The sequence below is a fragment of the Streptococcus pacificus genome (genome assembly GCF_016481305.1).
In the GTDB taxonomy this organism is placed as follows: domain Bacteria; phylum Bacillota; class Bacilli; order Lactobacillales; family Streptococcaceae; genus Streptococcus; species Streptococcus pacificus.
Map to the genome: position 1 here is coordinate 86,722 of NZ_JAENBO010000002.1, position 21,065 is coordinate 107,786.

General features: G+C 35.1%; 21 protein-coding genes and 5 tRNA genes. 4 read left to right on the top strand and 22 right to left on the bottom strand.

Annotation, left to right across the window (positions count from 1 at the left end; genetic code table 11):
- Nucleotides 1-28 precede the first annotated feature (28 nt).
- The 5 genes from JHK62_RS03560 to JHK62_RS03580 are packed head-to-tail and all read right to left on the bottom strand — an operon-like array spanning nt 29 to nt 4,460.
- The gene (locus JHK62_RS03560) at nt 29-433 is read right to left on the bottom strand and encodes a PTS sugar transporter subunit IIA (RefSeq protein WP_199575321.1); all 405 of its coding nucleotides are present in this window, start codon (nt 431-433) and stop codon (nt 29-31) included.
- Nucleotides 434-449: 16 nt separating this feature from the next.
- Nucleotides 450-1,277, bottom strand: coding sequence for a PTS system mannose/fructose/sorbose family transporter subunit IID (locus tag JHK62_RS03565; protein WP_199575322.1), 828 nt, complete (start codon nt 1,275-1,277; stop codon nt 450-452).
- Nucleotides 1,264-2,157: a PTS mannose/fructose/sorbose/N-acetylgalactosamine transporter subunit IIC gene (locus JHK62_RS03570; RefSeq protein WP_199575323.1), complete on the bottom strand. Its 894-nt coding sequence runs from the start codon at nt 2,155-2,157 to the stop codon at nt 1,264-1,266. Before JHK62_RS03570 ends, JHK62_RS03565 begins: the two co-directional genes overlap by 14 nt.
- Before the next feature lie 30 nt (nt 2,158-2,187).
- A complete protein-coding gene (locus tag JHK62_RS03575) occupies nt 2,188-2,670 on the bottom strand; it encodes a PTS sugar transporter subunit IIB (RefSeq protein WP_199575324.1) in 483 nt (160 codons plus the stop codon).
- A gap of 23 nt (nt 2,671-2,693) precedes the next feature.
- Nucleotides 2,694-4,460 carry a glycoside hydrolase family 35 protein gene (locus JHK62_RS03580; protein ID WP_199575325.1) on the bottom strand — a complete coding sequence of 589 codons (1,767 nt, stop codon included), beginning with the start codon at nt 4,458-4,460 and terminating at the stop codon, nt 2,694-2,696.
- 190 nt (nt 4,461-4,650) lie between these two features.
- On the opposite strand from JHK62_RS03580, the gene JHK62_RS03585 reads away from it, so the two are divergent.
- Nucleotides 4,651-5,361: a GntR family transcriptional regulator gene (locus tag JHK62_RS03585; protein ID WP_199575326.1), complete on the top strand. Its 711-nt coding sequence runs from the start codon at nt 4,651-4,653 to the stop codon at nt 5,359-5,361.
- Nucleotides 5,362-5,384: 23 nt separating this feature from the next.
- Here JHK62_RS03585 and JHK62_RS03590 read toward each other — a convergent pair whose 3' ends face one another.
- The 10 genes from JHK62_RS03590 to JHK62_RS03635 all read right to left on the bottom strand — a co-directional run bounded on the left by JHK62_RS03590 (nt 5,385) and on the right by JHK62_RS03635 (nt 15,046).
- Nucleotides 5,385-6,557, bottom strand: a complete 1,173-nt coding sequence (locus JHK62_RS03590; RefSeq protein ID WP_199575327.1) for an SIS domain-containing protein — start codon at nt 6,555-6,557, stop codon at nt 5,385-5,387.
- Between the two features lie 38 nt (nt 6,558-6,595).
- Nucleotides 6,596-7,312 (bottom strand): GntR family transcriptional regulator, encoded by a 717-nt coding sequence (locus JHK62_RS03595; RefSeq protein ID WP_199575328.1) that lies wholly within the window; start codon nt 7,310-7,312, stop codon nt 6,596-6,598.
- A 448-nt stretch (nt 7,313-7,760) separates the two neighbouring features.
- Nucleotides 7,761-8,540 (bottom strand): nucleoside phosphorylase, encoded by a 780-nt coding sequence (locus JHK62_RS03600; RefSeq protein WP_199575329.1) that lies wholly within the window; start codon nt 8,538-8,540, stop codon nt 7,761-7,763.
- A 75-nt stretch (nt 8,541-8,615) separates the two neighbouring features.
- On the bottom strand, nt 8,616-9,596 hold the full coding sequence (locus tag JHK62_RS03605; RefSeq protein ID WP_199575330.1) for an FAD:protein FMN transferase: 981 nt from the start codon (nt 9,594-9,596) through the stop codon (nt 8,616-8,618).
- A 115-nt stretch (nt 9,597-9,711) separates the two neighbouring features.
- The gene (locus JHK62_RS03610; protein ID WP_199575331.1) at nt 9,712-10,080 is read right to left on the bottom strand and encodes a DUF3021 family protein; all 369 of its coding nucleotides are present in this window, start codon (nt 10,078-10,080) and stop codon (nt 9,712-9,714) included.
- A 209-nt stretch (nt 10,081-10,289) separates the two neighbouring features.
- Complete coding sequence (locus tag JHK62_RS03615) at nt 10,290-10,871, bottom strand: GDSL-type esterase/lipase family protein (protein WP_199575332.1); 582 nt, start codon at nt 10,869-10,871, stop codon at nt 10,290-10,292.
- Nucleotides 10,872-11,349: 478 nt separating this feature from the next.
- Nucleotides 11,350-11,808, bottom strand: coding sequence for a PTS sugar transporter subunit IIA (locus JHK62_RS03620; RefSeq protein WP_199575333.1), 459 nt, complete (start codon nt 11,806-11,808; stop codon nt 11,350-11,352).
- Nucleotides 11,809-11,876: 68 nt separating this feature from the next.
- A complete protein-coding gene (locus tag JHK62_RS03625) occupies nt 11,877-13,364 on the bottom strand; it encodes a sulfatase-like hydrolase/transferase (protein WP_199575334.1) in 1,488 nt (495 codons plus the stop codon).
- A gap of 6 nt (nt 13,365-13,370) precedes the next feature.
- Nucleotides 13,371-13,703 carry a PTS sugar transporter subunit IIB gene (locus JHK62_RS03630; protein ID WP_199575335.1) on the bottom strand — a complete coding sequence of 111 codons (333 nt, stop codon included), beginning with the start codon at nt 13,701-13,703 and terminating at the stop codon, nt 13,371-13,373.
- Between the two features lie 26 nt (nt 13,704-13,729).
- A complete protein-coding gene (locus JHK62_RS03635; protein WP_199575336.1) occupies nt 13,730-15,046 on the bottom strand; it encodes a PTS sugar transporter subunit IIC in 1,317 nt (438 codons plus the stop codon).
- 341 nt (nt 15,047-15,387) lie between these two features.
- On the opposite strand from JHK62_RS03635, the gene JHK62_RS03640 reads away from it, so the two are divergent.
- The gene (locus tag JHK62_RS03640; protein WP_199575337.1) at nt 15,388-16,155 is read left to right on the top strand and encodes a DeoR/GlpR family DNA-binding transcription regulator; all 768 of its coding nucleotides are present in this window, start codon (nt 15,388-15,390) and stop codon (nt 16,153-16,155) included.
- Between the two features lie 188 nt (nt 16,156-16,343).
- On the opposite strand, the gene JHK62_RS03645 is transcribed toward JHK62_RS03640, so the two are convergent.
- Both JHK62_RS03645 and rlmD read right to left on the bottom strand, forming a co-directional pair.
- The gene (locus tag JHK62_RS03645; RefSeq protein WP_199575338.1) at nt 16,344-17,471 is read right to left on the bottom strand and encodes a radical SAM/SPASM domain-containing protein; all 1,128 of its coding nucleotides are present in this window, start codon (nt 17,469-17,471) and stop codon (nt 16,344-16,346) included.
- 275 nt (nt 17,472-17,746) lie between these two features.
- A complete protein-coding gene (gene rlmD / locus JHK62_RS03650) occupies nt 17,747-19,102 on the bottom strand; it encodes a 23S rRNA (uracil(1939)-C(5))-methyltransferase RlmD (RefSeq protein ID WP_199575339.1) in 1,356 nt (451 codons plus the stop codon).
- 33 nt (nt 19,103-19,135) lie between these two features.
- Here rlmD and recX point away from each other — a divergent pair, with 33 nt between their 5' ends.
- Together recX and ntdP are read left to right on the top strand one after the other, a co-directional pair.
- Nucleotides 19,136-19,915 carry a recombination regulator RecX gene (gene recX / locus JHK62_RS03655; RefSeq protein ID WP_199575340.1) on the top strand — a complete coding sequence of 260 codons (780 nt, stop codon included), beginning with the start codon at nt 19,136-19,138 and terminating at the stop codon, nt 19,913-19,915.
- 81 nt (nt 19,916-19,996) lie between these two features.
- Entirely contained in the window at nt 19,997-20,530 is a 534-nt protein-coding gene (ntdP, locus tag JHK62_RS03660) for a nucleoside tri-diphosphate phosphatase (RefSeq protein WP_199575341.1), read from the top strand.
- A 70-nt stretch (nt 20,531-20,600) separates the two neighbouring features.
- Here the strand turns inward: ntdP and JHK62_RS03665 are convergent.
- From JHK62_RS03665 to JHK62_RS03685, 5 genes are all read right to left on the bottom strand, one after another.
- A tRNA-Glu gene (locus tag JHK62_RS03665) sits at nt 20,601-20,672 on the bottom strand.
- Between the two features lie 10 nt (nt 20,673-20,682).
- Nucleotides 20,683-20,756, bottom strand: a tRNA-Ile gene (locus JHK62_RS03670).
- Nucleotides 20,757-20,770: 14 nt separating this feature from the next.
- Nucleotides 20,771-20,843, bottom strand: a tRNA-Thr gene (locus JHK62_RS03675).
- Between the two features lie 3 nt (nt 20,844-20,846).
- A tRNA-Lys gene (locus JHK62_RS03680) sits at nt 20,847-20,919 on the bottom strand.
- 25 nt (nt 20,920-20,944) lie between these two features.
- Nucleotides 20,945-21,017: transfer RNA gene (locus JHK62_RS03685), tRNA-Asp, on the bottom strand.
- Nucleotides 21,018-21,065 lie beyond the last annotated feature (48 nt).

The window sequence follows — 21,065 nt, forward strand, 5'->3', positions numbered from 1 at the left end:
TCTGTTTGGATACTTAAAGACTTATTGATTATTCATCTTCGTCATCGTCATCACTAAACAGCACGTCATTAACATGTTGAATATTAGTTGTCCCAAATTCTACAATATCAACATCTTGGTCAAGTAAAACACCATTCAAGAAACCGATAACCATTGGCATATTCATACCTACATAGAAATCGAATTTCTTACCTTCAAGCATCATTCTTGAAACGACGTTTGCTGGTGTTCCACCAAGGAGGTCTGCAAAAACAACAACGTTTTCAAGACCTTCAACAACTGCTTCTAATTTTTGACGAAAATCATCTGGGCCTTCTTCTGGTAAAAGACTAACCGCATGAATATTTTCTTGAGGGCCCATAATCATCTCTGTACTTTTTTTCAATTCTTCACTGAATAATCCGTGACTAACTAAAACTAAGTGTTTACTCATTCGATACGCCTCCTAATTAGACTGTAAAGATTTCAAATCCTGCATATTTTGCAATTAATTTTGAACCAATTGCAATTGCAATAACGATAAAGATTGCTTTTGTTGAAGTCATACCTTTACGGCCAAGTAACCAGTAAACAAATCCTGCAAACATTGCTGGTACAAGTCTTGGGAAGATTTTGTCAACTGTAGCTTGTAAATCAAATGTAACGCCACCAAAGTCTTGAGTGAAGCCAAATTTAAAGTTAATCATTGTTGCGATAAGCGCACCAACCATGAATGTCCCTAGAACTGTAGCGGCATCTGTAAGAGCTGACAATCTATGTTGCATGGTTGTTACAAGGTTTACCCCTTCTTTGTAGGCAAACTCCAATTGTTTCCAACGGAAAACGTTGATAGCCATTGCTACTGCTACCCAAAGGAAGATACCAACTGGATTTTTTTCAATAGCAAGACCAGCTGCCAAACCACCCATGATAGCAGGTACAGTTGCACCAAACAAAGCATCACCGATAGCAGCGAATGGTCCCATTAAACCAGTTTTAATACCTGTAACAGTATCTTTTGCTTCAGTTCCTTCATTTTCTTCCAAGGCAAGGTCAATACCAGTAACAATTGTGTGGAAGAAGTTTGAAGTGTTGAAGAATTGCGTATGAGTACGCATCATTTCTAACAATTCTGGAGTATTATCTCCATACATTTTACGAAGTTGTGGCAAGATCATGTAAAGGTAACCTGACGCTTGCATACGCTCATAGTTCCATCCTAATTGGAAAGTAAATAAACTACGACGATTAATTTGATTAAAATCAGCTTTTGTTAATTTGTAATTAGATTTCGTCATCTTCAATTTCCCCGCTTTCTGATTCAGTTGAAGCCACTGGTGCTACTGGTGCACTGATAGAATTCTTATAACTGATACCTGCTAACGCAAAACCGATAACAGCAATACCAATCATTGGTAGACCATTAAATTGTGCGCCACCTAGAGCTTCAGCAATTTCTGATACAACGCCTACACCACCAGCAAGAGTTCCAATGTAGCCGTAAAGAGTTGTGAGCATCGCAGTAATAGCGAATCCTAAAGCAAGATATAAGAAGTTTTTCTTAACTGGAAGGTAACGAAGCAAGATAGCAAAACCGACACCAGGAAGCATTTTACCTGCAAGGATAAGACCATCAGCCATCCATTGAGCATTAGTGGCAATCCAACCAGAAGCGCTTTCAACTGCATCTCCACCAAAAGCAAGAGCTAGGAAGACTGGAAGTGCACGAGAAAGTGCCCATGGAATAGCCCCTAATAAATAGTTGATTTCAATTCCTTTGTAGTTGAAGTTCTCAACATGTTTATCCACACGGTGTGCGAAGTAAGTTGTTGAGAAACGACCTAAAACGTCAGTGTATACCAACAAGGCTGCAACTGGTACCGCAATTGCTGAAATTGCAAATTCTGGATCAATGTTTGTACCAACTGAGAAAGCTGTTGCAAGAACCGCACCTGATGTTGCATCAATACGAGAAGCACCACCAAAGGTACCAACACCAAGAACAACGAGTTGTAAGCTACCACCAATGAAAAGACCAGTAGTTACATCTCCCATTACAAGACCTGTGATAAAACCTGCAAATACAGGTGAACCAGCAGATGAAACAATTGTTAACTCATCACAGATTTGGTATGCTGAGTAAAGAGTTAAAAGTAAAATTTGCCACCATTGAATCATGGTTGTTTCCTCCTTTTATTTGGATAAAAATTATAACTTGTTAAGTAAAGGCATAAAGTCGTTAATTGGATCACTTGGAACCATTTGAGCAGTTAAGTGAACACCTTTAGCGTCAAGCGCTTTGAATGCTTCAATATCACTGTCTACGACATTAATGCTACGTGTAACAGAACGTGTTTCTTCTGTTTGAGACATATTTCCTACATTTAATTCAGTCAATGGTACTCCGTACTCAACTAAACGTAAGAAGCGATCAGGTCTTCTAGCCACGATAAGTAGACGTTGTGCGTCATACTTGCCAGCCAAAATGTTATTAGCTGCTTTTTCAACAGGTAAAACACTTAGTTTTACTCCTGGTGGCACAGCTAACTTAAGACCTGCTTTTTCAATAGCATTCTCAGCTACTTCATCATCGATTACCATGATTCTGGTAATTCCTAAAGAAGTTGACCAAAGATTAGCTACTTGACCATGGATAAGACGACCATCAATTCTTGAACCAATAATTGCCATGATTTTCCTCACTTTTCTTTTTTTTATAATATTACAGGTTGTTCTGAAAAAGTTATACTTTCCATGAATTGTCCTTCAGTTTCGAAGACAACAATCTCATTATCTCCCTGCTTTAAGTATCCATGTGGTAAATAAAGAGAAAGTATAGGTCCCTTATTCCAGAAACGACCGATATTAACATTGTTTACAAAGACAACACCTTTTCCAAATCCAGACATGTCAAGATAAGTATCTTTAACATCATCCAAGGTGATATGGTATTTATAGAAACTTGGCGTTCCTGCTTGCCACTCTTGACGAAAATCTACCTTAGAGAGATTGTCAAGTGGTAAAGGATAGATTTTCCAATTACCTATGTAGTGCAGGTCGACGATAACACCTCTTCCCAGTCCTTTTTTCTGAGTAGGAGCTGTTAATTTGTGCCCATAATTGACACGTCCCATATTTTCTACCAATATCTTAAGATGAGTCTCACTACTTTCTGGAGTGAATAAAATATCCTCTCCAATCTCTTCTTGATATTGTGTTGCCACTAACTTATCATCAGCATAAAGTTTTATTCTATCTCTTGCATCAATCACACGAAGTTTTTCTTCCTCTTCTTTATCCTTTTCAATAACAGTATAATAAAGAGTGTAACCAGTGTTTTGACCAATTTCTTCCATATTTAATGGATAGAAAGAAGAGACGTAATCGCTTTCATTTTCAATTAATGAAAACAGACTTACTTTATCCTTCAATTCTGCCTTATCATAAGCTCTAGCCTCTTTAATCAGAGGATCACTATAGGATAAGTCTGGAAATCTTTTCTTCATTAATTTTTGAAGAGCGTAAAATTTCTTACTTGGATTTCCTGCTTCGTCTAAGATAGCATCATAATCATAAGATGTTACTTGTGGTAAATCTTTTTGACCTCTAGCTGAACAGCCGTTCATAAAGCCAAAATTCGTTCCCCCATGAAACATATACAAGTTGACACTACCAATTTCTAGAGCATCCATAACAGATTGGGCTAACTCATCTGGGTCTCGTTTAATAACATCCTCACCCCAACGGTTAAACCAACCATCCCAAAATTCCATACACATGAGTGGCCATTTTTTGCCGTGCTCATCGAAGAAATCTTGCATCATTTTAAAGTTTTCGGCTGCTTTTGAACCGAAGTTACCTGTAGCAAGAATATCATCTTCTATCAGACTTCCTGCTCTTAAAGTAGCTCGCCATGGACCATCAGATGTGAAAAACGGTGCATCAATGCCTCTTTTTTCCATCATCTTTTTGATTGCTCTAAGGTACTCTTTTTCTTCTCCATATGAGCCATATTCATTTTCGATTTGGAACATTAAAATGTTTCCACCTCGATTAAGTTGACGTTTGGCTAGTTTAGGTAAGAGAAACTCATAGTAATCATCAACATGTTGCAAGTAAGTAGGATCTGAAGTACGAACACGCATATTTTCCTTAAGAAGCCATGCTGGTAAACCACCAAATTCCCACTCTGCACAAATAAATGGTGAAGGGCGAACAATAGCGTAGAGACCAAGTTCTTGTGATAAGTCTAAGAATCTTTCAAAGTCAAGAATGCCCTCAGATGTGAACTGCCCTTTTTGAGGCTCATGCATATTCCAGGGAATATAAGTCTCAACAGTATTAAATCCTAGAGCTTTGAGATTATATAGTGATTGATACCAATCATCAGGATGAACACGGAAATAGTGAATACTTCCAGACATAATTTTGATAGGTGCGTCATCTATATAAAATTGATCAGAAATCTTAAACTGAGGCAAACGCTTCACCTCCTATTTCTTTTTAATTTTTACATTATTATATTAACATATCTGAGTGGTTATATCAAGTTCTTTTTAAAAATATTTTCTAGTTTACTTTTTATCCTATTATTTAGTATAATAAATCTATACGGAATTATTAAAAATATTAAATTAGCTTTTATAATTTACAAGTCAGGAGTAACATAATATGAAAATACCTAAGTACCAAATGATACAAGATGATCTTCGCCAACAGATTATTAATGGAAAATTTGAAAATGGCGATAAATTTTATACAGAAATGGAATTAAAAGAAATTTATAAGGTTAGTTCTATTACTGTTATTCGTGCCATGAACGAGTTAGTGAAAGATGGTTATTTAGTTCGACAACAAGGAAAAGGAACCTTTGTATCACGTTCAAGGAAAGGAAAACTAGTCGGCTTTTCAGATATTGAACTTTTTCCTCTAAAAAAAGATTCCGTCACTGTTCTTTCCATTGAAAAAGGCAATGACCCCGACTACATAAAAAAATTAGAATTGGGTAAAAATGATTACTATTATAAGATTGTGAGGCTTAGAAAAGCAGATAAACAACCTTATATCTATCAACAATCCTATATTCCTGAACGCTATGTGCTAAATCCTAACAAACCCTTGTCCCACTATGACTCTATTTATAAACGTTTTAGAGAAGATTTCAATATCCATATGTCAGAGGAACCTTTTATTGAAACAAACGAGGTGAGTTTACCTACTCCTAAACATATCGCTAGTGCTTTGAAGCTCAAAGCTAATGAACCAAGTATCAAACAAGTTAAATTAACTAAACGCAGTAATAGCGCAGAAATTTTAGAGTATATCGAAAGCTATAAACATTGGAAATATTTTAAATTTGAAATCACCGCAAATGAACAATAAAAAAACTGGTAAAACCAGTTTTTTTATTTGTATTCATGAATGATAACACCTTTAACGACACGGTTTACTGTTCCTGTTTTAGAAGGTGTATCAGGTGTGTTTTCGACTTTCACAGCTGTCAACAGCGAAATCATTTGAGCGACAAATACATCTGCCAAGCTAAGATAGGCATCTGGTAAAATCACATCAGATTTCAACTCAAAAGTATCTCCTGAGAAAGTTAATTCTCCTTTTTGTCCAACAGCAAGTGTTTTAAGAGCAATTTGATCACCAAATACTTCTTCAATTAAGTCGATATCATATTGTCTTGTGTATGAATTATTGTGAATGAAATCAATTAGAAGTGTTTTTTCATTAACAAATGATTTTGGACCATGTCTGAATCCCATTGAAGAGTCAAACATAGTAGCCACTTTACCAGCTGTTAACTCAAGAATTTTAAGTTGTGCTTCTCTAGTTAATCCTGATAGAGAGCCAGAACCTAGGTAAACAATACGGTCAAAGTCTAAGTCAACAATGGCTTTGATAATCTCTTCTCTGTCAAGAACGTCATGAGTAATTTCTGCCAAATAGTTTACAAATGTTTCTTTCTGCGCTAAAGAATGCTTAGTATCAAAAGTTAATAGGGTTGTTAATAGCATGCTTGAGAAACTACCAGTCATGGCAAAACCAGCATCGTTAGACAATTCTGGCATTAATAATAGAAGATTCTTATCATCACCCTCAGCATTTTTTGCAAGTTGACCTTCCTTAGCACAAGTAATAGTAAGGTGGAAAACAGATGGCACAAGTTGGTTAGCTAATTGTACAGCAGCAACACTTTCTGGGCTATTCCCACTACGAGCAAAAGAAACAAGAAGAAGTGTTTCATCCTCAAAAAGGTGCTCATAAGGAACAGAAACCAAATCAGTCGTCCCAACACTTTCAAAAATAAAACGGCTACGATCACCATGTTGTTTTAAGAACGGCAACACTGTATCCCCAACGTATTGAGAAGTACCAGCACCTGTAAAAATAACCTTCACACGTTTATTTGGACTGGTAGCCTTTACCTTATCCAAAAAACTGACAATTTTTTCTTGACGTTCTTTAAATAACTCAAAAGCTTCTTGCCAAAGTTCAGGTTGTTGTTTGATTTCCTTGGTTGTAATCTTAGCACCTAATTTTTCAAGTTGCTCATCACTATATTGAAACATTTTTTTCTCCTTTTATTTTTATTTCTGATAGTTATCAGTTACGCTTTGTGATGCGTAATTTTGTACCTAAATTGGTCAGCACGCGCGATACTAAATGTAAACTCAATGATATGATTTTTTGTATTAAACGTTTTGCGCATAATGTGCAAAACAGGACTTCCTGTTTTAATCTTTAATAATTTAGATTCACGATCGAGTGCAATACTAGCAAAAAATTCTTCTTCTGCTGTCCTTATGGTCTGACTATAATCATCAGAAAAAATCTCATAAAGAGGTTTTTGAGAGACACGTTCACACTTTAAATCTTTAAATATATCCTTAGGAATATAGGAACGCTCAACCATCATCGGCACATCATCAGCAATTCGCAATCGTTCAATCTCGTAAACCATATCATTTTGAGAAATATTTAGCTGGTTAGCAATATATTCTGAAGCCTTTATCTCACTAAAAGAGAGAATTTCTGTCTTTGGAGTTTTTCCCAAATTTCTCATATGGTCAGTAAAACTGTAAGAAGCAGATAGATCAACTGTACTGTCACTGGTTTCAGCCACAAAGGTCCCCTTCCCATGCTTCTTATAAATGAGACCTCTTGTTTCCAATTCTTGTAAGGCTAATCTGACCGTCATCCGACTAACACCATACTGATTAGTTAATTCACGCTCGGACAATAATTTATCATTGGGAGAGAAAAGTTCTTTTATTTTTTGTGCTAATGTATCGGCCAATTGTATATACAACGGTTTTTCACTCATTAGTTTCTCTCCTTTCTTTGTCTGGTTATAACCACATATCAAGTATAATATATTAATATAGAGGAGTCAAGAGAAAAATGTGATTTCTCCATTTTTTTATTCTCTGAAACTCTTGTTTCATCTATAAGATAACGTTTTCAGTCTCTATAGCAACCTCTCTTGTTTGCCACAATATCCCAAAGTATTTCTAATTGTTCTTTAGAGATACGCTTAATCGATAAAACTAGTAATTAGTAACATCAAAATAAGCCATCTTAGAAACTTCATGATTTGGGATAAAATGAGCATCTTCTAGCTGGCATTAATAAACAAGTTTAAACTATTGTTTGGCTTGTAGTTGGTATTTATTAGTATCAAAACTGCTAACAATCGCTTGACCCTTGCTTTATAGTCTGTTTCTGGTATGGCTAATAGTCGCGCAATGCTGTGGCAATTTTTTCTTGTGACATCATTTTTTCTCCTTTTCAAACAGAGTTGTTGCGAGTCTTATCGCTAGTTGACCAATCTGATCCTTTCTTTCCAAGTCAGCATGATTACTAAGAGTTCTTTCATCCCAGACCTTAGTATCTAGATTGTCAGCTGAATAAAAGAGTTGCGCATGGTTAATTCCTCTAAATTGACTCATGGCAGCAATTGCTGAACATTCCATATCGACACAAATGGCTCCTTGCGACTTTCTCTGTTTCATTTTAGTAGCTGTTTCTCGGTAAATACCATCTGTCGTCCAAACCTTTCCTATTTGATAGGAGATTTTTTCCTTATCCAAAAAGGTTGTCATTTCCGAGAGAAATGCTTGGTTGACAGCTACTTCACGGCTGGCTTTTAGATAGTGATAACTAGTGCCTTCATCTCTAATGGCAGATCTTGGTATGATAATAGAAGTTTCTTCTATAGTAGCGTCTAATACGCCACATGTGCCAAACACCAACAAATTCTTCATTCCCATAGCAATCAAATCTTCTAATATAGCAACACAACCAGCTGCACCGACATAAGAATTAAAAAAACCTATACGAGTGCCTTCTATTGTCAAGACATAGATTGGTATTTCCATGTTAGCCATCGTTGTTGTCGTTAGGACTTCATGAGAAAACTGGTGCAACAGTCTTTTAAAAGTCTCACGCGCAAAACAAGTAATAACGGTACGAGGAAAGTCTTTCATTGGAGCGATAATATCTTCTGGATTAATAATTGCTTTTTTTGTGGCATCAAATTCTGTTAAAATCATTGGCGAATCTCCCTTATTTTCCCCTTATTTATTTGTTCTATCATATCAAAAAGAGAATAAAAAAAGAAGTCTCGTTTAATGACTGACTTCTTTGTTTTCTATTTGTTTCAATTCTGGATCCTGATAAATCAGCTTATTCTTTAAACCATTTGATAAATAAAGTTCCTTATTGGTCGTTAGAATGATAACTTCAATTCCTTCTAAAGCATCTACTACCGCCAATATTTCTTTTGGTGATTTGCCATATAAACGACTTGTCCAAATTTCACCAGTCAGAGAATCGTTTGAAATAATTGTTAAACTCACCATATCTGTTTTTAGAGAATAACCTGTTCGTCGATCAATGAGGTGATGGTAACTTTTTCCAGCAATCCTTGATTGTCTTTCATAGATACCTGAGGTGACAATCGAGCAAGCTTTTAATTTTAAAACAAGACTATCAGTACCTTCTTTATGGTAAGGATTTCTGATACCGACACGCCAAGAACCATCATTACTATTAGGATTATCGCCATATAAAAGCACATTACCACCAAGATTGATGACAGCTGAAGTGACCTCGTTTTTTTGATAAAAAGCCTTTAGCTTATCAGCACTATAGCCTTTAGCAAGGGCACCGAGATCTAGAGCCATTCCTTTTTGGGCTAGAAAAACGGTTTGTTTAGTCTCATCTAATCTAATCTGATGAGGATTAGTCAGGGCTAAAGCCTTTTTAATGGCATCTGACGAGGGTTTTCTAGCATCTTGGAAACCAATACGCCACTGGCGAATGACACTGCCTAAAGCAATATTCAAACCACTATCTTCAGCTAAACTATGGGTTTTGCCAATGCTTATTAATTCAAACAAGTCGGGATGGACTTGTTGTGGCCGATGACCAGCATTAGTATTGATGGCAGTTAGTTCAGAAGTTGAGCTATGAGCACTGAAACGCTGTTCATACTCTTTTAAAATTTTTTCTGATAGCCTGATAATATCCGATGGATTTGTAGCAGTGATTGATAAATCAATCACTGTCCCCATCAGTTTAAACCGTTTAGATATCTGTTTTATCATACTATTCCTTTAAAACCTAAAATACTTTTTCGCCAACGACCCTTTAGATTGAATGTTCTTTATGCTTTGAGATTATGTCTTCTTGATTTCAAAACAGATACTAGGCAAAAAGTGTTTATTTCGCTAATAGCTTTCCTAGAATAAGATAGGCTATACTCCACAAAATTACACCCACACCTAAAAATAGGCCAAATACTTTTAGGTAGTCAAAAATATTCGTTAACTTAAACCAGCCACTGATAAGGAGACAAGGGAAAATAGTTACTAGCATGACTACAAAGTGGACAAGGGATTGCTTAAGTAGTGACCAGTTTTCGATATCGTAGATAACAGAAGCACCTGCCACTATAGTAATAATAATGCCAACTAAAAATGTACTTTTAACTTGAAAAGAATCAATGCCTTGATATTTCATTATTATTGATATTGTTGTCATGATGATGAAAGGAATTATTCCTCTGGTTATTGCATTTGTGATTAACATTTTTCTCCTCCAATGTCATCTTTTTGACGACTTTTCTGTGATACTTTTCATCTCTATTATAACACCTGACAGTTGACTGTAAAATTAAAAGAGAATCTTTTTTACTTTTCATAGCGTTTAAAGGCAATATTATTCATTGAAATAAGACATTATAGCGATGTCACATCAGTTAATTCAAACGGTAACCAACCCAAACAAAGCCATTTTATTTATAGTTGTTCTAAAATCACATCCGCTAAAAGTGAATAACCTGCTGAACCAAAATGAAGACCATCATCAAGACTTCCTTCTAATAACTGAGAAATACTAGTTTGTTTAGCGGCTTCTAAAAATAACTGATAAAGATTAATAAAACGACACTGTTCTTTTTTTGAAATAGTAACAATCGCTTCTATATAAGTTTCTATCAAACGATTATGGCGGTAGCGTTGTTTTTGCTCATCAACTGGTGAAGGAGATAGAAAAACAATTTGTTTAGATGTGTACTTTTCTTTTAAAAATGAAATGATTTTTAAAAGATTATCCTGGAATTCTCTCAGTGGGACTTGCTTATTTAAGGCCAAATCATTAGTTCCAATAAGGATAAAAACCATATCACATGGTTCAATTGATAAAATAGCCGCCATACGATTGAGGACATCTATCGTTGCATCTCCAGCGACTGATGAATTATAAATAATGAGTTGAGGAGATTTTTTTAGAAGAAACGCTTCAATGGCAGGCTTATTAAATCCCTCATGTCTAGCAAATAAACTATCACCAATCAAAAGAATTTTCTTGTTTTTTCCCATAATTCACAACTCCTTACTGGTTTTTTCTAACAAATGTCACAACTACTTCTGTTCTGACCACTAATTTTGAGGATGCAATTTTTTTACTCTCTTCACTATTTTGTCAAATACAATCTATCAGATTCTAGTTTAGCATTTTTTCGATTGCTTTTAAACTGATTTTTTTCTTTTGAAAAGTATTCTTTTTCTGATTTAATGACTCTATAATAGCTGTGGAGATAAAATCACTAAAGCGTCGTTAGATGTTATGATGGTATAAAAAAGGCGAAACGCCCCTTGTTTTGAACATCAAAAAAGAGAAGACCAAATACCATTTGGTCCTCACTAGGACTTATCTTTTTAGCATTTATTACAATTGACAAAGAGCCTATTTAGTGCGTTTGCTCAATCAGAATGATTATACGTCAGTTGTTAATTAAACCTTCTTATTAGTTTTTTCGTCCTCTGTCGTTTTCTGTATTCTTTAGCAATAGACACCTTAAAAATTGTATTTTTGAATCACATTATGATAATCTTCAATCGTTTTGACGTTGATTAAATCTTCAATTAAATGTTCTGTTAATAATAACTCTGTTAATGATTTTATATTTTCCAAATGTTCCTCAGGATTCTTTGCCGCTAACATAAAGAATAACTCAGCATCCATCTCAGGATTGTTAGCTTCAAACGAGACTGGTCCTGGAAAAATAGATAAACTGATGCCTGTTCCTAAAACGCCTTCGCTTTTAGCCTGAGAGTGAGGCATAGCAACATGTGGAACAATGACAATATACGGTCCTAATTCATGAATACTCTCAATCACTTCATCAATATATTGCTCATTGATAATGTGATTTTCAAGCATACTAAGACCACTCATTCTGACGGCTTCTTCCCAGTCACTTGGTTGTTGATCAAAAATTTTTAAAAGTCCCTTTTCTTCAAAATACTTTAACATTTTCTTTCACCACCATTTGTTCAAATTTTGATATTCTACAATTTAGTCTAACAATGATTGAAAGATTATCATTGCTCTTCATCTAAGCCCAATCTTTCATACTGTTCGACTGGCGCCTCATTTTCTTTCATCAATTTTATCAGTTTTTTCTTCATTCGATTGATGATTATTGGATCGCTAATTGGATGGAGTTGTTTTGGATCATCTAAGACATTAAATAACATCGTGCCAAACTTATTCACACCATACTTATCCTTAGCCGGAACCTTTAACAATTTTAAACCTTTAGTAAAGCTAAATCCTTCTACTAATTCGGCTTTTTTAAGTTCTTCTAATGAGAATGAGTTGTGCATTTTTACAGGCATTAGAGTATAGTTATTGATATGATTAATTTTATCTGGCTTAGCAGCACGCATATAAACATACTCACCATCTGTCACATTAACATGCCCACTAAAAACACCAAATAATGCTTCATCTCTTACCTTACTATCATCCCTCAAGGTGTCAAAAAGTGGTTTCCCTTCCATTTCGTCTGGGATATCTAATCCAAAAAAGTCTAATATTGTTGGAGCCCAATCAATCATTTGAACCAAAGCATCTCTTGATTCATTCTGATTTTTTATGCGGGGATCATATATAAACAAAGGTGTTTTAGCAACTTCATTGAAATAAGGCACTTGATTTTTTCCCCAAAAGCCATGCTCACTCATCATGAAACCATGGTCTGTTCCGACTATTAACATGGTATCTTCCCACATATTAAGAAGATCCATTAAATCTAGTACCTTTCCTAAATTCGCATCGCTCATGGAAACCAATGCTTTATAAACATCCTGAACATGTTTTATCTCTTCGGGTGTTTCCTTGACTTCCCCTCTTGGCCAGTCAAAATGTTTTCCTGTATAGTTTTTTTCATAGCGACTTAAGTAATGCTCTTTTACAAAAAAAGGTTCATGAGGATCAAATGTCTCAATTTGCAAAAACCAGTTGTCTTGCGAAAAATTTTTCTTAATAAATTCGCAACCCAAATCAAATACCTTGGTCACTGGTTGATCTTCCTCAGTAGGCATGTACTCTCTGTTAACCCAATCATTTCTCCACATACTTGAGACGGCAGTTCCCTGTTGATTCATAGGTACAGAGGCTACTTCTGGAATTTCTGGATCCTTTACCGACCCTTTCCAGTGATCACCTTCTTGGCCCCTCACGATTTCCCAGGTTGAGTACTTAGTATGATAATTTGCTCCACCTTCTTCCCAATAATGAATGTGATCACTAATAAGGTGAGAATATATGCCATTTTTCTTTAAAATATTAGGCATAGAATTATCATAGGGTTCCAAAGGGCCCCATTCTCTATGCAAAAAGTTTTTTCTACCTGTATGGAGTTCTCTTCTAGCAGGTATACAGGGCATACTTGCAACATAACTGTTATTAAAAGTAACTGATTTTTTAGCTAATCTCTCAAAATTAGGAGCGTAAACATCTTTTCCGCCAAACATCGGTAGATACCTCTTGTTTAGGCTATCAAACAATACTAAAATTGCTTTCACGTAAACTCACCCCTTCTCTATAGCTTCTGGAAACTTCTCCTTAACAATAGAAAGAATTTGATCTGCTATAGTAGCGCCATCCATGATATTTTCCACTTCTATAACATCTTTTCCTGGGAACTGATCGACATTTACTATATCTATTAACTTTTTAGATACCGCAATAACATCAACCCAGTCGTTAAATCCCTGTGCTTCACCAGCTGCAGTATGCTTAACAACACTATTAACATGACGCTTGTCTAATTCTTTTTGAACAATCCCCGCTGACATGGCACTACTTCCAACACCATAGCCACAAACAAATAATACCTTGACTTCTTTTTTTGAGTTTTCCATAATGATTCTCCTCTCTTATAATAAGATTAAGCATAAACTCCTAATGTCAATATTCTAGCAATAAGTTTTAAAAGCTCTGTAAACAATGGAATAACAGTTGACCAATCAAACATACCGGTCCATCCAATACCATCTGGCAGACCTGATAATCCTATCGCCCATATTGTTCCGAAAGATTGAATAATCCCCAACAAGAAACAACAAACGATAACAGATTTATAACCACCATATTTGTTAGCAACTACCCCAATCGGACCTCCAGAAAAGAACAATGGTACAAATCCTGGCAATACCATAATAGGGCTCTTAATTAAAACTAAAACCATCATAGAAAATACTGTTCCTATAGTGGTAAAGATAAATCCTAATGTTGCAGCGTTTGCTGAGAATGGTAATAGTGCAGCGACATCCACAGCAGGTACAGCATTTGGAATAACTTTCTCTTGTATGCCTTTAAATGATTGATTGATTTCTCCAACCATCATTCTAACCCCTTGTAGCAAGATGACCATATACATCGAAAATTTTATCCCCAAATAAAAGATAAAAATCAACCAGTGTTGTTCACCCGCTAATTCTTGAATATTACTAGGACCTATTGATAACAAGAATCCACCAACGAACACTGTCATTATCAAGGCAATAGCTGTAACATTATGATTAAAGATCCCTAACCAACCTGGCAATTCCAATTTTTCAGCATCATCAGTCTCTGGATTGCCAAAAAAGCCAGCAATTTTAGAGAAAAACCATATCCCAAACATTTGATTATGCCCAATGGTAAATCCACCATTATTTGTCACTTTTTTCACAGCATTTATTGGAACAGTTGTGGCAATAGCCCAATAGATACCTAATAATACTCCAGCAATAATAGTAGTCACTAGCCAATTTAGACCCAACCAATAGCTAGTTAACCATAAAATGGCTTGCGCATGAGCAATCCCTGTATTACCTGTTAAAAATATACCTTTTGCCTTTGTATACTTTCCAAAGAAAACTAATATTAAATTTACGAAAAACGCGATTAAAAAGACATAGCCAACAAAACTAAAATTGGCTCCCAAAGCTTCTTGAGTTGATGCTCTCATCGCATAGGGATCCATCAAATACCCAGTAATCCCATAATGATCACTTACTGCAGTAACAATGGGTTTAAATGTGCTAGTAAACATAGAGCCGCCAAAAAGAATTAACTCAAGCCCTACCATAGCACTAATTGCCCCTGTAATAATCTTAATAGGGCCCTTTTTACTTAAATAATAGCCAATACCAACTAGTATTCCTATAACAATGGCTGGTTCTAATAAAAGTTGTTTAGAAAACTCTAAAAAATCATTCATGCCTTTCTCCTCTCTTATGATAACAATTAGAAGTCTTTTTCCCTTCTAAAACCACCTTTTATTACATTTTCGAGATAAGATATTAATTATATTGCCAATTAGTACATCACCTTCTCTTGTCATTTGAACTATAGCAAATCATTTAAAATCGACTTTGAATGCGCTTACACAACTATATTAACATTTTCTTTTTACAAATAAAATCCTTTTTTATGTGAATTTGTTGTTTATATGTGAATTTTTGTTTTTATTAAGAAAATATATAAGAATAATTTTATGATTTTATTGTTATATATGTTAAAGTTTGATATTATATGTTAACAAGGGAGATAAAATCACATATGAAGAACTCAAATGTCATTATTGAAAAACGTCGTAAACAATTAATTGAATTAATCCGTCAAAAAAAAATTACCTCTATTAATGAACTCAGCCAATCTTTTAACGTCTCTTCAATGACTCTTCGTCGAGATTGTCAAGTACTAGAAGAAATGGGGCAAGTGAAAATAACGTTTGGAAAAATTGAAGCCGCAGAAGATTTAAATTTTGAAGAAGAAACGAATGATCCCATTAATCACATCAAACTGAAATTAGCAGCTGAAGCTGCCCTTCAAATAGAAAATCACCAAACTTTGTTTATGAACACAAGTAGCACCGCCCTTCTTTCACTTGATTTTGCCAAAGATCGCACCTTCAACTTATTAACGAACAATACTAGAGTCGTCAATAAAGAACACAACCCTCATACAGTGATTATGTTAAGTGGAGGTGAGGTTCGCTACCCTAAAGGCGCCTTAACGGGTGATAGTGCTATTGAAGCATTTTCAAACGTTCGTTCTGATTTAAGCATCATTGGCTGTAGTGGATTAGATATAGCAACAGGAATCTCCACATCACTCATTCATGAAGCAAAAATCAATTCAAAAATTATTGAGCAATCTAATAAAGTCGTTTTAGTGGCAGACTATCGAAAAATTGGAAACCCATCAAATTTTACAATTGGTAGTATCGATCAAATCGATTTGTTAATCACAGACATCTATGCCAATCCACAGACCATTCAAGCATTAGAAAAATCAGGCATCAAAGTCATTCAAGTACCGGTTTAGCATTAATTAATCTTAGAGCTATAATAGTGAGACTAAGATAAATAAACGTTAAACTCTAAAATTAAACCACTATCTCTTCATCAAAAAAACTGTTTCGAGTAGGTCAACACTACTCGGAACAGTTTTTTCTTTTTCATCTATGAAAATTACTTTTATATCTTCTAGAACTGACTTAAGATAAAATCAGATTACATAACACTATAGCTCTGTCTTATACGCACGATGTCATCCAAATGCTGTAAGAAGTACCCAACAACCTCTTGAAAGCCACAAAAATGACCTGACTTAGAAACATACATAACATCCTTCATACGTTTACAGCCACCACAACAAATATGTTCAAAAGGACAAGTGGCGCAATAATCACTATACTGCTTTGGCTCATTAAGAAAAGCGAAAGATATCTCTTGTTCAAATAACTCTTTTAATGTTTTTTCTTGTATGTACCCCATTCTATACTCATCAAGCACATAAAAATCACATGGATAAACACTACCATCTGCTTCGATAACATATTGGACTTGACAACGCCCTGTTATTCCACAAGCTGTTATTTCGCGACGAATAAATAAATTAAATAAATCGTCAAATAATTTGATACTATAATACTGTCCGTTATGAAATCGTTCAAACCATAAATCAAATAGCTGAATATAAAATAAAGAGAAGCTTTCTGGAGTCAAACTATAGTCATGTTTATTATGTGAACGCAAGCCATCTAAACAAGGAATAAACTGAATGTATTGAATCTTCTCTTTTTGAATGAAATCAAAAACCGCCTTAGGCTCTTTTGCTAAAGATTCTGTTAGAACACATAAAATATTGTAGTCTATCTCATAGTGATCAAATAGTTTTTTCGTCCGAATAACCCTTTGAAACGTTCCTCTTCCCTTCATATCTAAACGATGTAAATCATGATGAAGAGGTGTGCCATCGATAGAAAGACCTACTAAAAATTTATGTTTTTTTAGAAGTTGACACCATCTGTCGTTGATAAGCGTACCATTGGTTTGTATCGCATAATGAACAGCCACCTTTTTTTTACGGCACAAAGCATCTACTAAATTAGTCAATTCCTCATAAAACGTAAAACCTACTAATGTCGGCTCTCCCCCTTGAAAGGATAAGGTTAATTCATCGCCATCAGATAAATCAGTAAAAATTTGATGAATCATTCGAGTCATTGTTTTTAATGACATCTTCCCATAAGATTTAACTTCTCTTATCGAAGTAATGTCTGAATAAAAGCAATACTGACACTTGATATTGCATAAACCAGAAGCTGGTTTGATTAAAACAGAAATATGTTTCACCATGACCCTCCTTCAATTAGAATATACCCTACATACATTTTACACAGAATCGCAAAGAAATTCAAAATATTAGTGAACATTCGAAAAACTGATGTGCTAAAATATAGTTTAACAACCATCATCTCGTAAATAAAAAATCAGTAAACAAACTACTTTTAATTTATCATTTAATTACCTATAGATTAAAAGTCACCTTAGTCAAAGTGACGACTATTTTTAAAAAGTTTATAACTCAGATAAGCACATTATATGTTAAAGTTGTATCAAAACACATGGGGTTAATTTTTTCTGACTAATTTCACAACGGCTTCTGTCCTTGCGGTATGAGGAAACATATCAACTGATTGGATATACTTAACATCATAGACGTTTACTAGTTTGACTAAATCTCTTGCCAAGGTGGAAACATTACAGGAAACGTAGACCATTTTTTCTGGCTTATAAGTAATAATCGTCTTTAATAGTTTATCATCTAATCCCGTCCTTGGAGGATCAACAATTAAGGCAGTTGCCCGATAACCTTCTTTGTACCATTTTGGGATAATCTCTTCTGCTTTACCTGTTTCGTAATAGGTATTGTTAAAACCCATTTGTTTGGCGTTATTGTTCGCATCCTTGATTGCTTCTTTGATGATATCCATTCCCCTAACAGAAGCCACCTTATCAGCAAAGGCAAAACCAATAGTCCCAACACCACAGTAGGCGTCAATGAGATGATCTTTTTTTGACACGTCTAATGCCTTAATAGCTTCTTGGTAAAGGGTTTTTGTTTGTTCAGGATTAAGCTGGTAAAAGGCTCTTGGTGATAATGAAAATTGATAATCAAGAACACCTTCTGTAATACTGTCTTGCCCCCATAAAAGCTTGGTTTTGTCACCATAAATATCACTTTTTTTAGAGGTATTGATATTCATAGAAACGGTTTTAATCTCCTCAAATTCATCAACCAACACCTTAATAATAGGCATGAAATCAAGAATTTTACTAGTGACAAAAAGGATTTGAACTTGGCTAGTTTCTCTTGCTTTTCTAATCATGACCGTTCTAACACCAGCTGTTTTTCGCTCATCATAAATAGGGAGATGAAATTCTTCCAATAATTCAGTGACTCGATTGATGATGGTTTGTGTCACTTTATCTTGAACAAGACAATACTTTATCTCAACAAGACGGTGAGAATTTTCCGCAAAAAGACCAGCATGAACACTCTGGCCAAAACGTCTGGTCTGAAATTGTAATTTGGCCCGATAATGTTTTGGTTCTTTCATACCAATCGTGGGTCTAATTTCAAAATGCTCGAAGCCTTGAGGTTTAAATTTTTTCAAGGCTTGCTTTAAAAGATCTGCCTTAAAATCTAATTGCTTATCATAACGAAGATGCATGATTTGGCAGCCACCACACTCCTCATAGATAGGGCATTCTGGTGTCACGCGAAACTTTGAGGTTTTATTGATTGTTAGCAATTTTGCTTCAGCAAAATGACGTTCCACGGCTGTAATTTGACAAAAAACATCCTCTCCTTTTAGAGCGCCTTTGACAAAAACCAATGTTTTTTTATAAAATCCGATACCTTCTCCGTTAATTCCCATTTTTTTAATTTTTAAAGGAATTCTTTGTTTTACTGTTAAATTCATGCTTCTATTTTACCATTTTGATATAATAAAAACATGAAAATTAGCCGACTAGAAAAGAAAAAACGCCTTTATCTGTTAGAATTAGATAAAAAAGAACAACTTTATATCACAGAGGACACTATTGTCCGTTTTATGCTAACTAAAAATAAAGAGATTGATGACAAGACATTAGAGGCCATTAAAACCTTTGCTCAGTTCTCCCATGGTAAAAATATCGCCCTTTATTTTTTATCGTTTAAACTGAGAACGGAAAAAGAGGTGACGGATTATCTTTTAAAACATGACATTGAAAAAAACAGTATCTCAAACATTATCCAACAATTAAAAGAAGAAAATTGGCTTAATGATCAAAAGTATAGCGAAACCTTCATTGAACAATCTCTAAGATCTGGCGATAAAGGACCTTATATTTTAACTCAAAAGCTCAAACAAAAAGGGCTAGATGAAAAAATAATCTCACAAACCCTTGAGCAGTATGACTTTACAGAAGTAGCTCAAAGAACAGCTCAAAAACTTCTAAGAAAACACGAAGGCCGACTTCCTGTCAATGCCTTAAAAGAAAAGATTACTCAGTCTCTTGTAACCAAAGGTTTTTCCTATACAGATGCAAAAGCAGCATTTGACACATTAATTATCGAAGATGATGATGAAAACGATAATGCATTAATTGAAAAAGAACTTGATAAACAGTACCGAAAATATAGTCGAAGGTATGATGGTTATGAGTTAAAACAAAAATTAACACAAGCTCTGGCAAGAAAAGGTTTTGATTATGATACTATCAAAACAGTCCTTCGCGACTATCTTGATTGAGCGTTTCACAAAGCGTGCTTTTTCGATTGAATTGTGATAAACTAGTTAAGGACAACGTTAATTGTAGAAAGTTGGTAGGCCATGAAAACACCTAAAGAAGGCGACTTTATTACAATTCAAAGTTACAAACATGATGGCAGCTTACATCGAACGTGGCGTGAAACAATGGTACTAAAAATAACAGAAAATGCTATTATTGGGGTAAACGACCATACTTTAGTCACTGAAAATGATGGTAGACGCTGGGTCACAAGAGAACCGGCAATTGTTTATTTTCACAAAAAATACTGGTTTAATATCATTGCTATGATTAGAGATAACGGTGTCTCCTACTATTGTAATCTAGCGAGTCCGTATGTTTTAGATGCTGAAGCTCTAAAATATATTGATTATGACCTAGATGTAAAAGTTTTTACAGATGGAGAAAAAAAACTGTTAGATGTCGATGAGTATGAAAATCATAAAAAAAAGATGAATTATTCATCTGATATCGATTTTATTCTGAAAGAAAATGTCAAAATATTAGTTGACTGGATTAATCATCAAAAAGGGCCATTCTCACAATCATATGTTAATATTTGGTATAAGCGTTATCTTAGACTGAAGAATAAATAAAGTTGTCAAGCACCTATAGATTATGGGTGCTTTTTTCAATAAAAAAAGAATCATTTCTGATTCTAAAAAATAGTCCGTACGGGATTCGAACCCGTGTTACCGCCGTGAAAAGGCGGTGTCTTAACCCCTTGACCAACGGACCTTATTTTAAATGGGCACGAGTGGACTCGAACCACCGACCTCACGCTTATCAGGCGTGCGCTCTAACCACCTGAGCTACGCGCCCAAATTTAGTATTAATGCCGGCTACATGACTTGAACACGCGACCCTCTGATTACAAATCAGATGCTCTACCAACTGAGCTAAGCCGGCAAATGACCCGTACTGGGCTCGAACCAGTGACCCATTGATTAAAAGTCAATTGCTCTACCAACTGAGCTAACGAGTCTTGCTTTTTTGTTAAATTTAACAAACGGTCCCGACGGGAATCGAACCCGCGATCTTCGCCGTGACAGGGCGACGTGATAACCGCTACACTACGGGACCTCTTAGCCTTACCTCTAATTAAAGAAGCAACTATTACATTCTATCATC

Coding starts and splice junctions, on each gene's coding strand:
- JHK62_RS03595 (WP_199575328.1), bottom strand. CDS start 7,312: ATGAGTGAAAAACCGTTGTATATACAATTGGCCGATACATTAGCACAA.
- JHK62_RS03620 (WP_199575333.1), bottom strand. CDS start 11,808: ATGTTAAAGTATTTTGAAGAAAAGGGACTTTTAAAAATTTTTGATCAA.
- JHK62_RS03615 (WP_199575332.1), bottom strand. CDS start 10,871: ATGGGAAAAAACAAGAAAATTCTTTTGATTGGTGATAGTTTATTTGCT.
- JHK62_RS03640 (WP_199575337.1), top strand. CDS start 15,388: ATGAAGAACTCAAATGTCATTATTGAAAAACGTCGTAAACAATTAATT.
- JHK62_RS03605 (WP_199575330.1), bottom strand. CDS start 9,596: ATGATAAAACAGATATCTAAACGGTTTAAACTGATGGGGACAGTGATT.
- JHK62_RS03645 (WP_199575338.1), bottom strand. CDS start 17,471: ATGGTGAAACATATTTCTGTTTTAATCAAACCAGCTTCTGGTTTATGC.
- JHK62_RS03575 (WP_199575324.1), bottom strand. CDS start 2,670: ATGGCAATTATTGGTTCAAGAATTGATGGTCGTCTTATCCATGGTCAA.
- JHK62_RS03565 (WP_199575322.1), bottom strand. CDS start 1,277: ATGACGAAATCTAATTACAAATTAACAAAAGCTGATTTTAATCAAATT.
- ntdP (WP_199575341.1), top strand. CDS start 19,997: ATGAAAACACCTAAAGAAGGCGACTTTATTACAATTCAAAGTTACAAA.
- recX (WP_199575340.1), top strand. CDS start 19,136: ATGAAAATTAGCCGACTAGAAAAGAAAAAACGCCTTTATCTGTTAGAA.
- JHK62_RS03560 (WP_199575321.1), bottom strand. CDS start 433: ATGAGTAAACACTTAGTTTTAGTTAGTCACGGATTATTCAGTGAAGAA.
- JHK62_RS03610 (WP_199575331.1), bottom strand. CDS start 10,080: ATGTTAATCACAAATGCAATAACCAGAGGAATAATTCCTTTCATCATC.
- JHK62_RS03585 (WP_199575326.1), top strand. CDS start 4,651: ATGAAAATACCTAAGTACCAAATGATACAAGATGATCTTCGCCAACAG.
- JHK62_RS03600 (WP_199575329.1), bottom strand. CDS start 8,540: ATGATTTTAACAGAATTTGATGCCACAAAAAAAGCAATTATTAATCCA.
- JHK62_RS03590 (WP_199575327.1), bottom strand. CDS start 6,557: ATGTTTCAATATAGTGATGAGCAACTTGAAAAATTAGGTGCTAAGATT.
- JHK62_RS03570 (WP_199575323.1), bottom strand. CDS start 2,157: ATGATTCAATGGTGGCAAATTTTACTTTTAACTCTTTACTCAGCATAC.
- JHK62_RS03630 (WP_199575335.1), bottom strand. CDS start 13,703: ATGGAAAACTCAAAAAAAGAAGTCAAGGTATTATTTGTTTGTGGCTAT.
- rlmD (WP_199575339.1), bottom strand. CDS start 19,102: ATGAATTTAACAGTAAAACAAAGAATTCCTTTAAAAATTAAAAAAATG.
- JHK62_RS03635 (WP_199575336.1), bottom strand. CDS start 15,046: ATGAATGATTTTTTAGAGTTTTCTAAACAACTTTTATTAGAACCAGCC.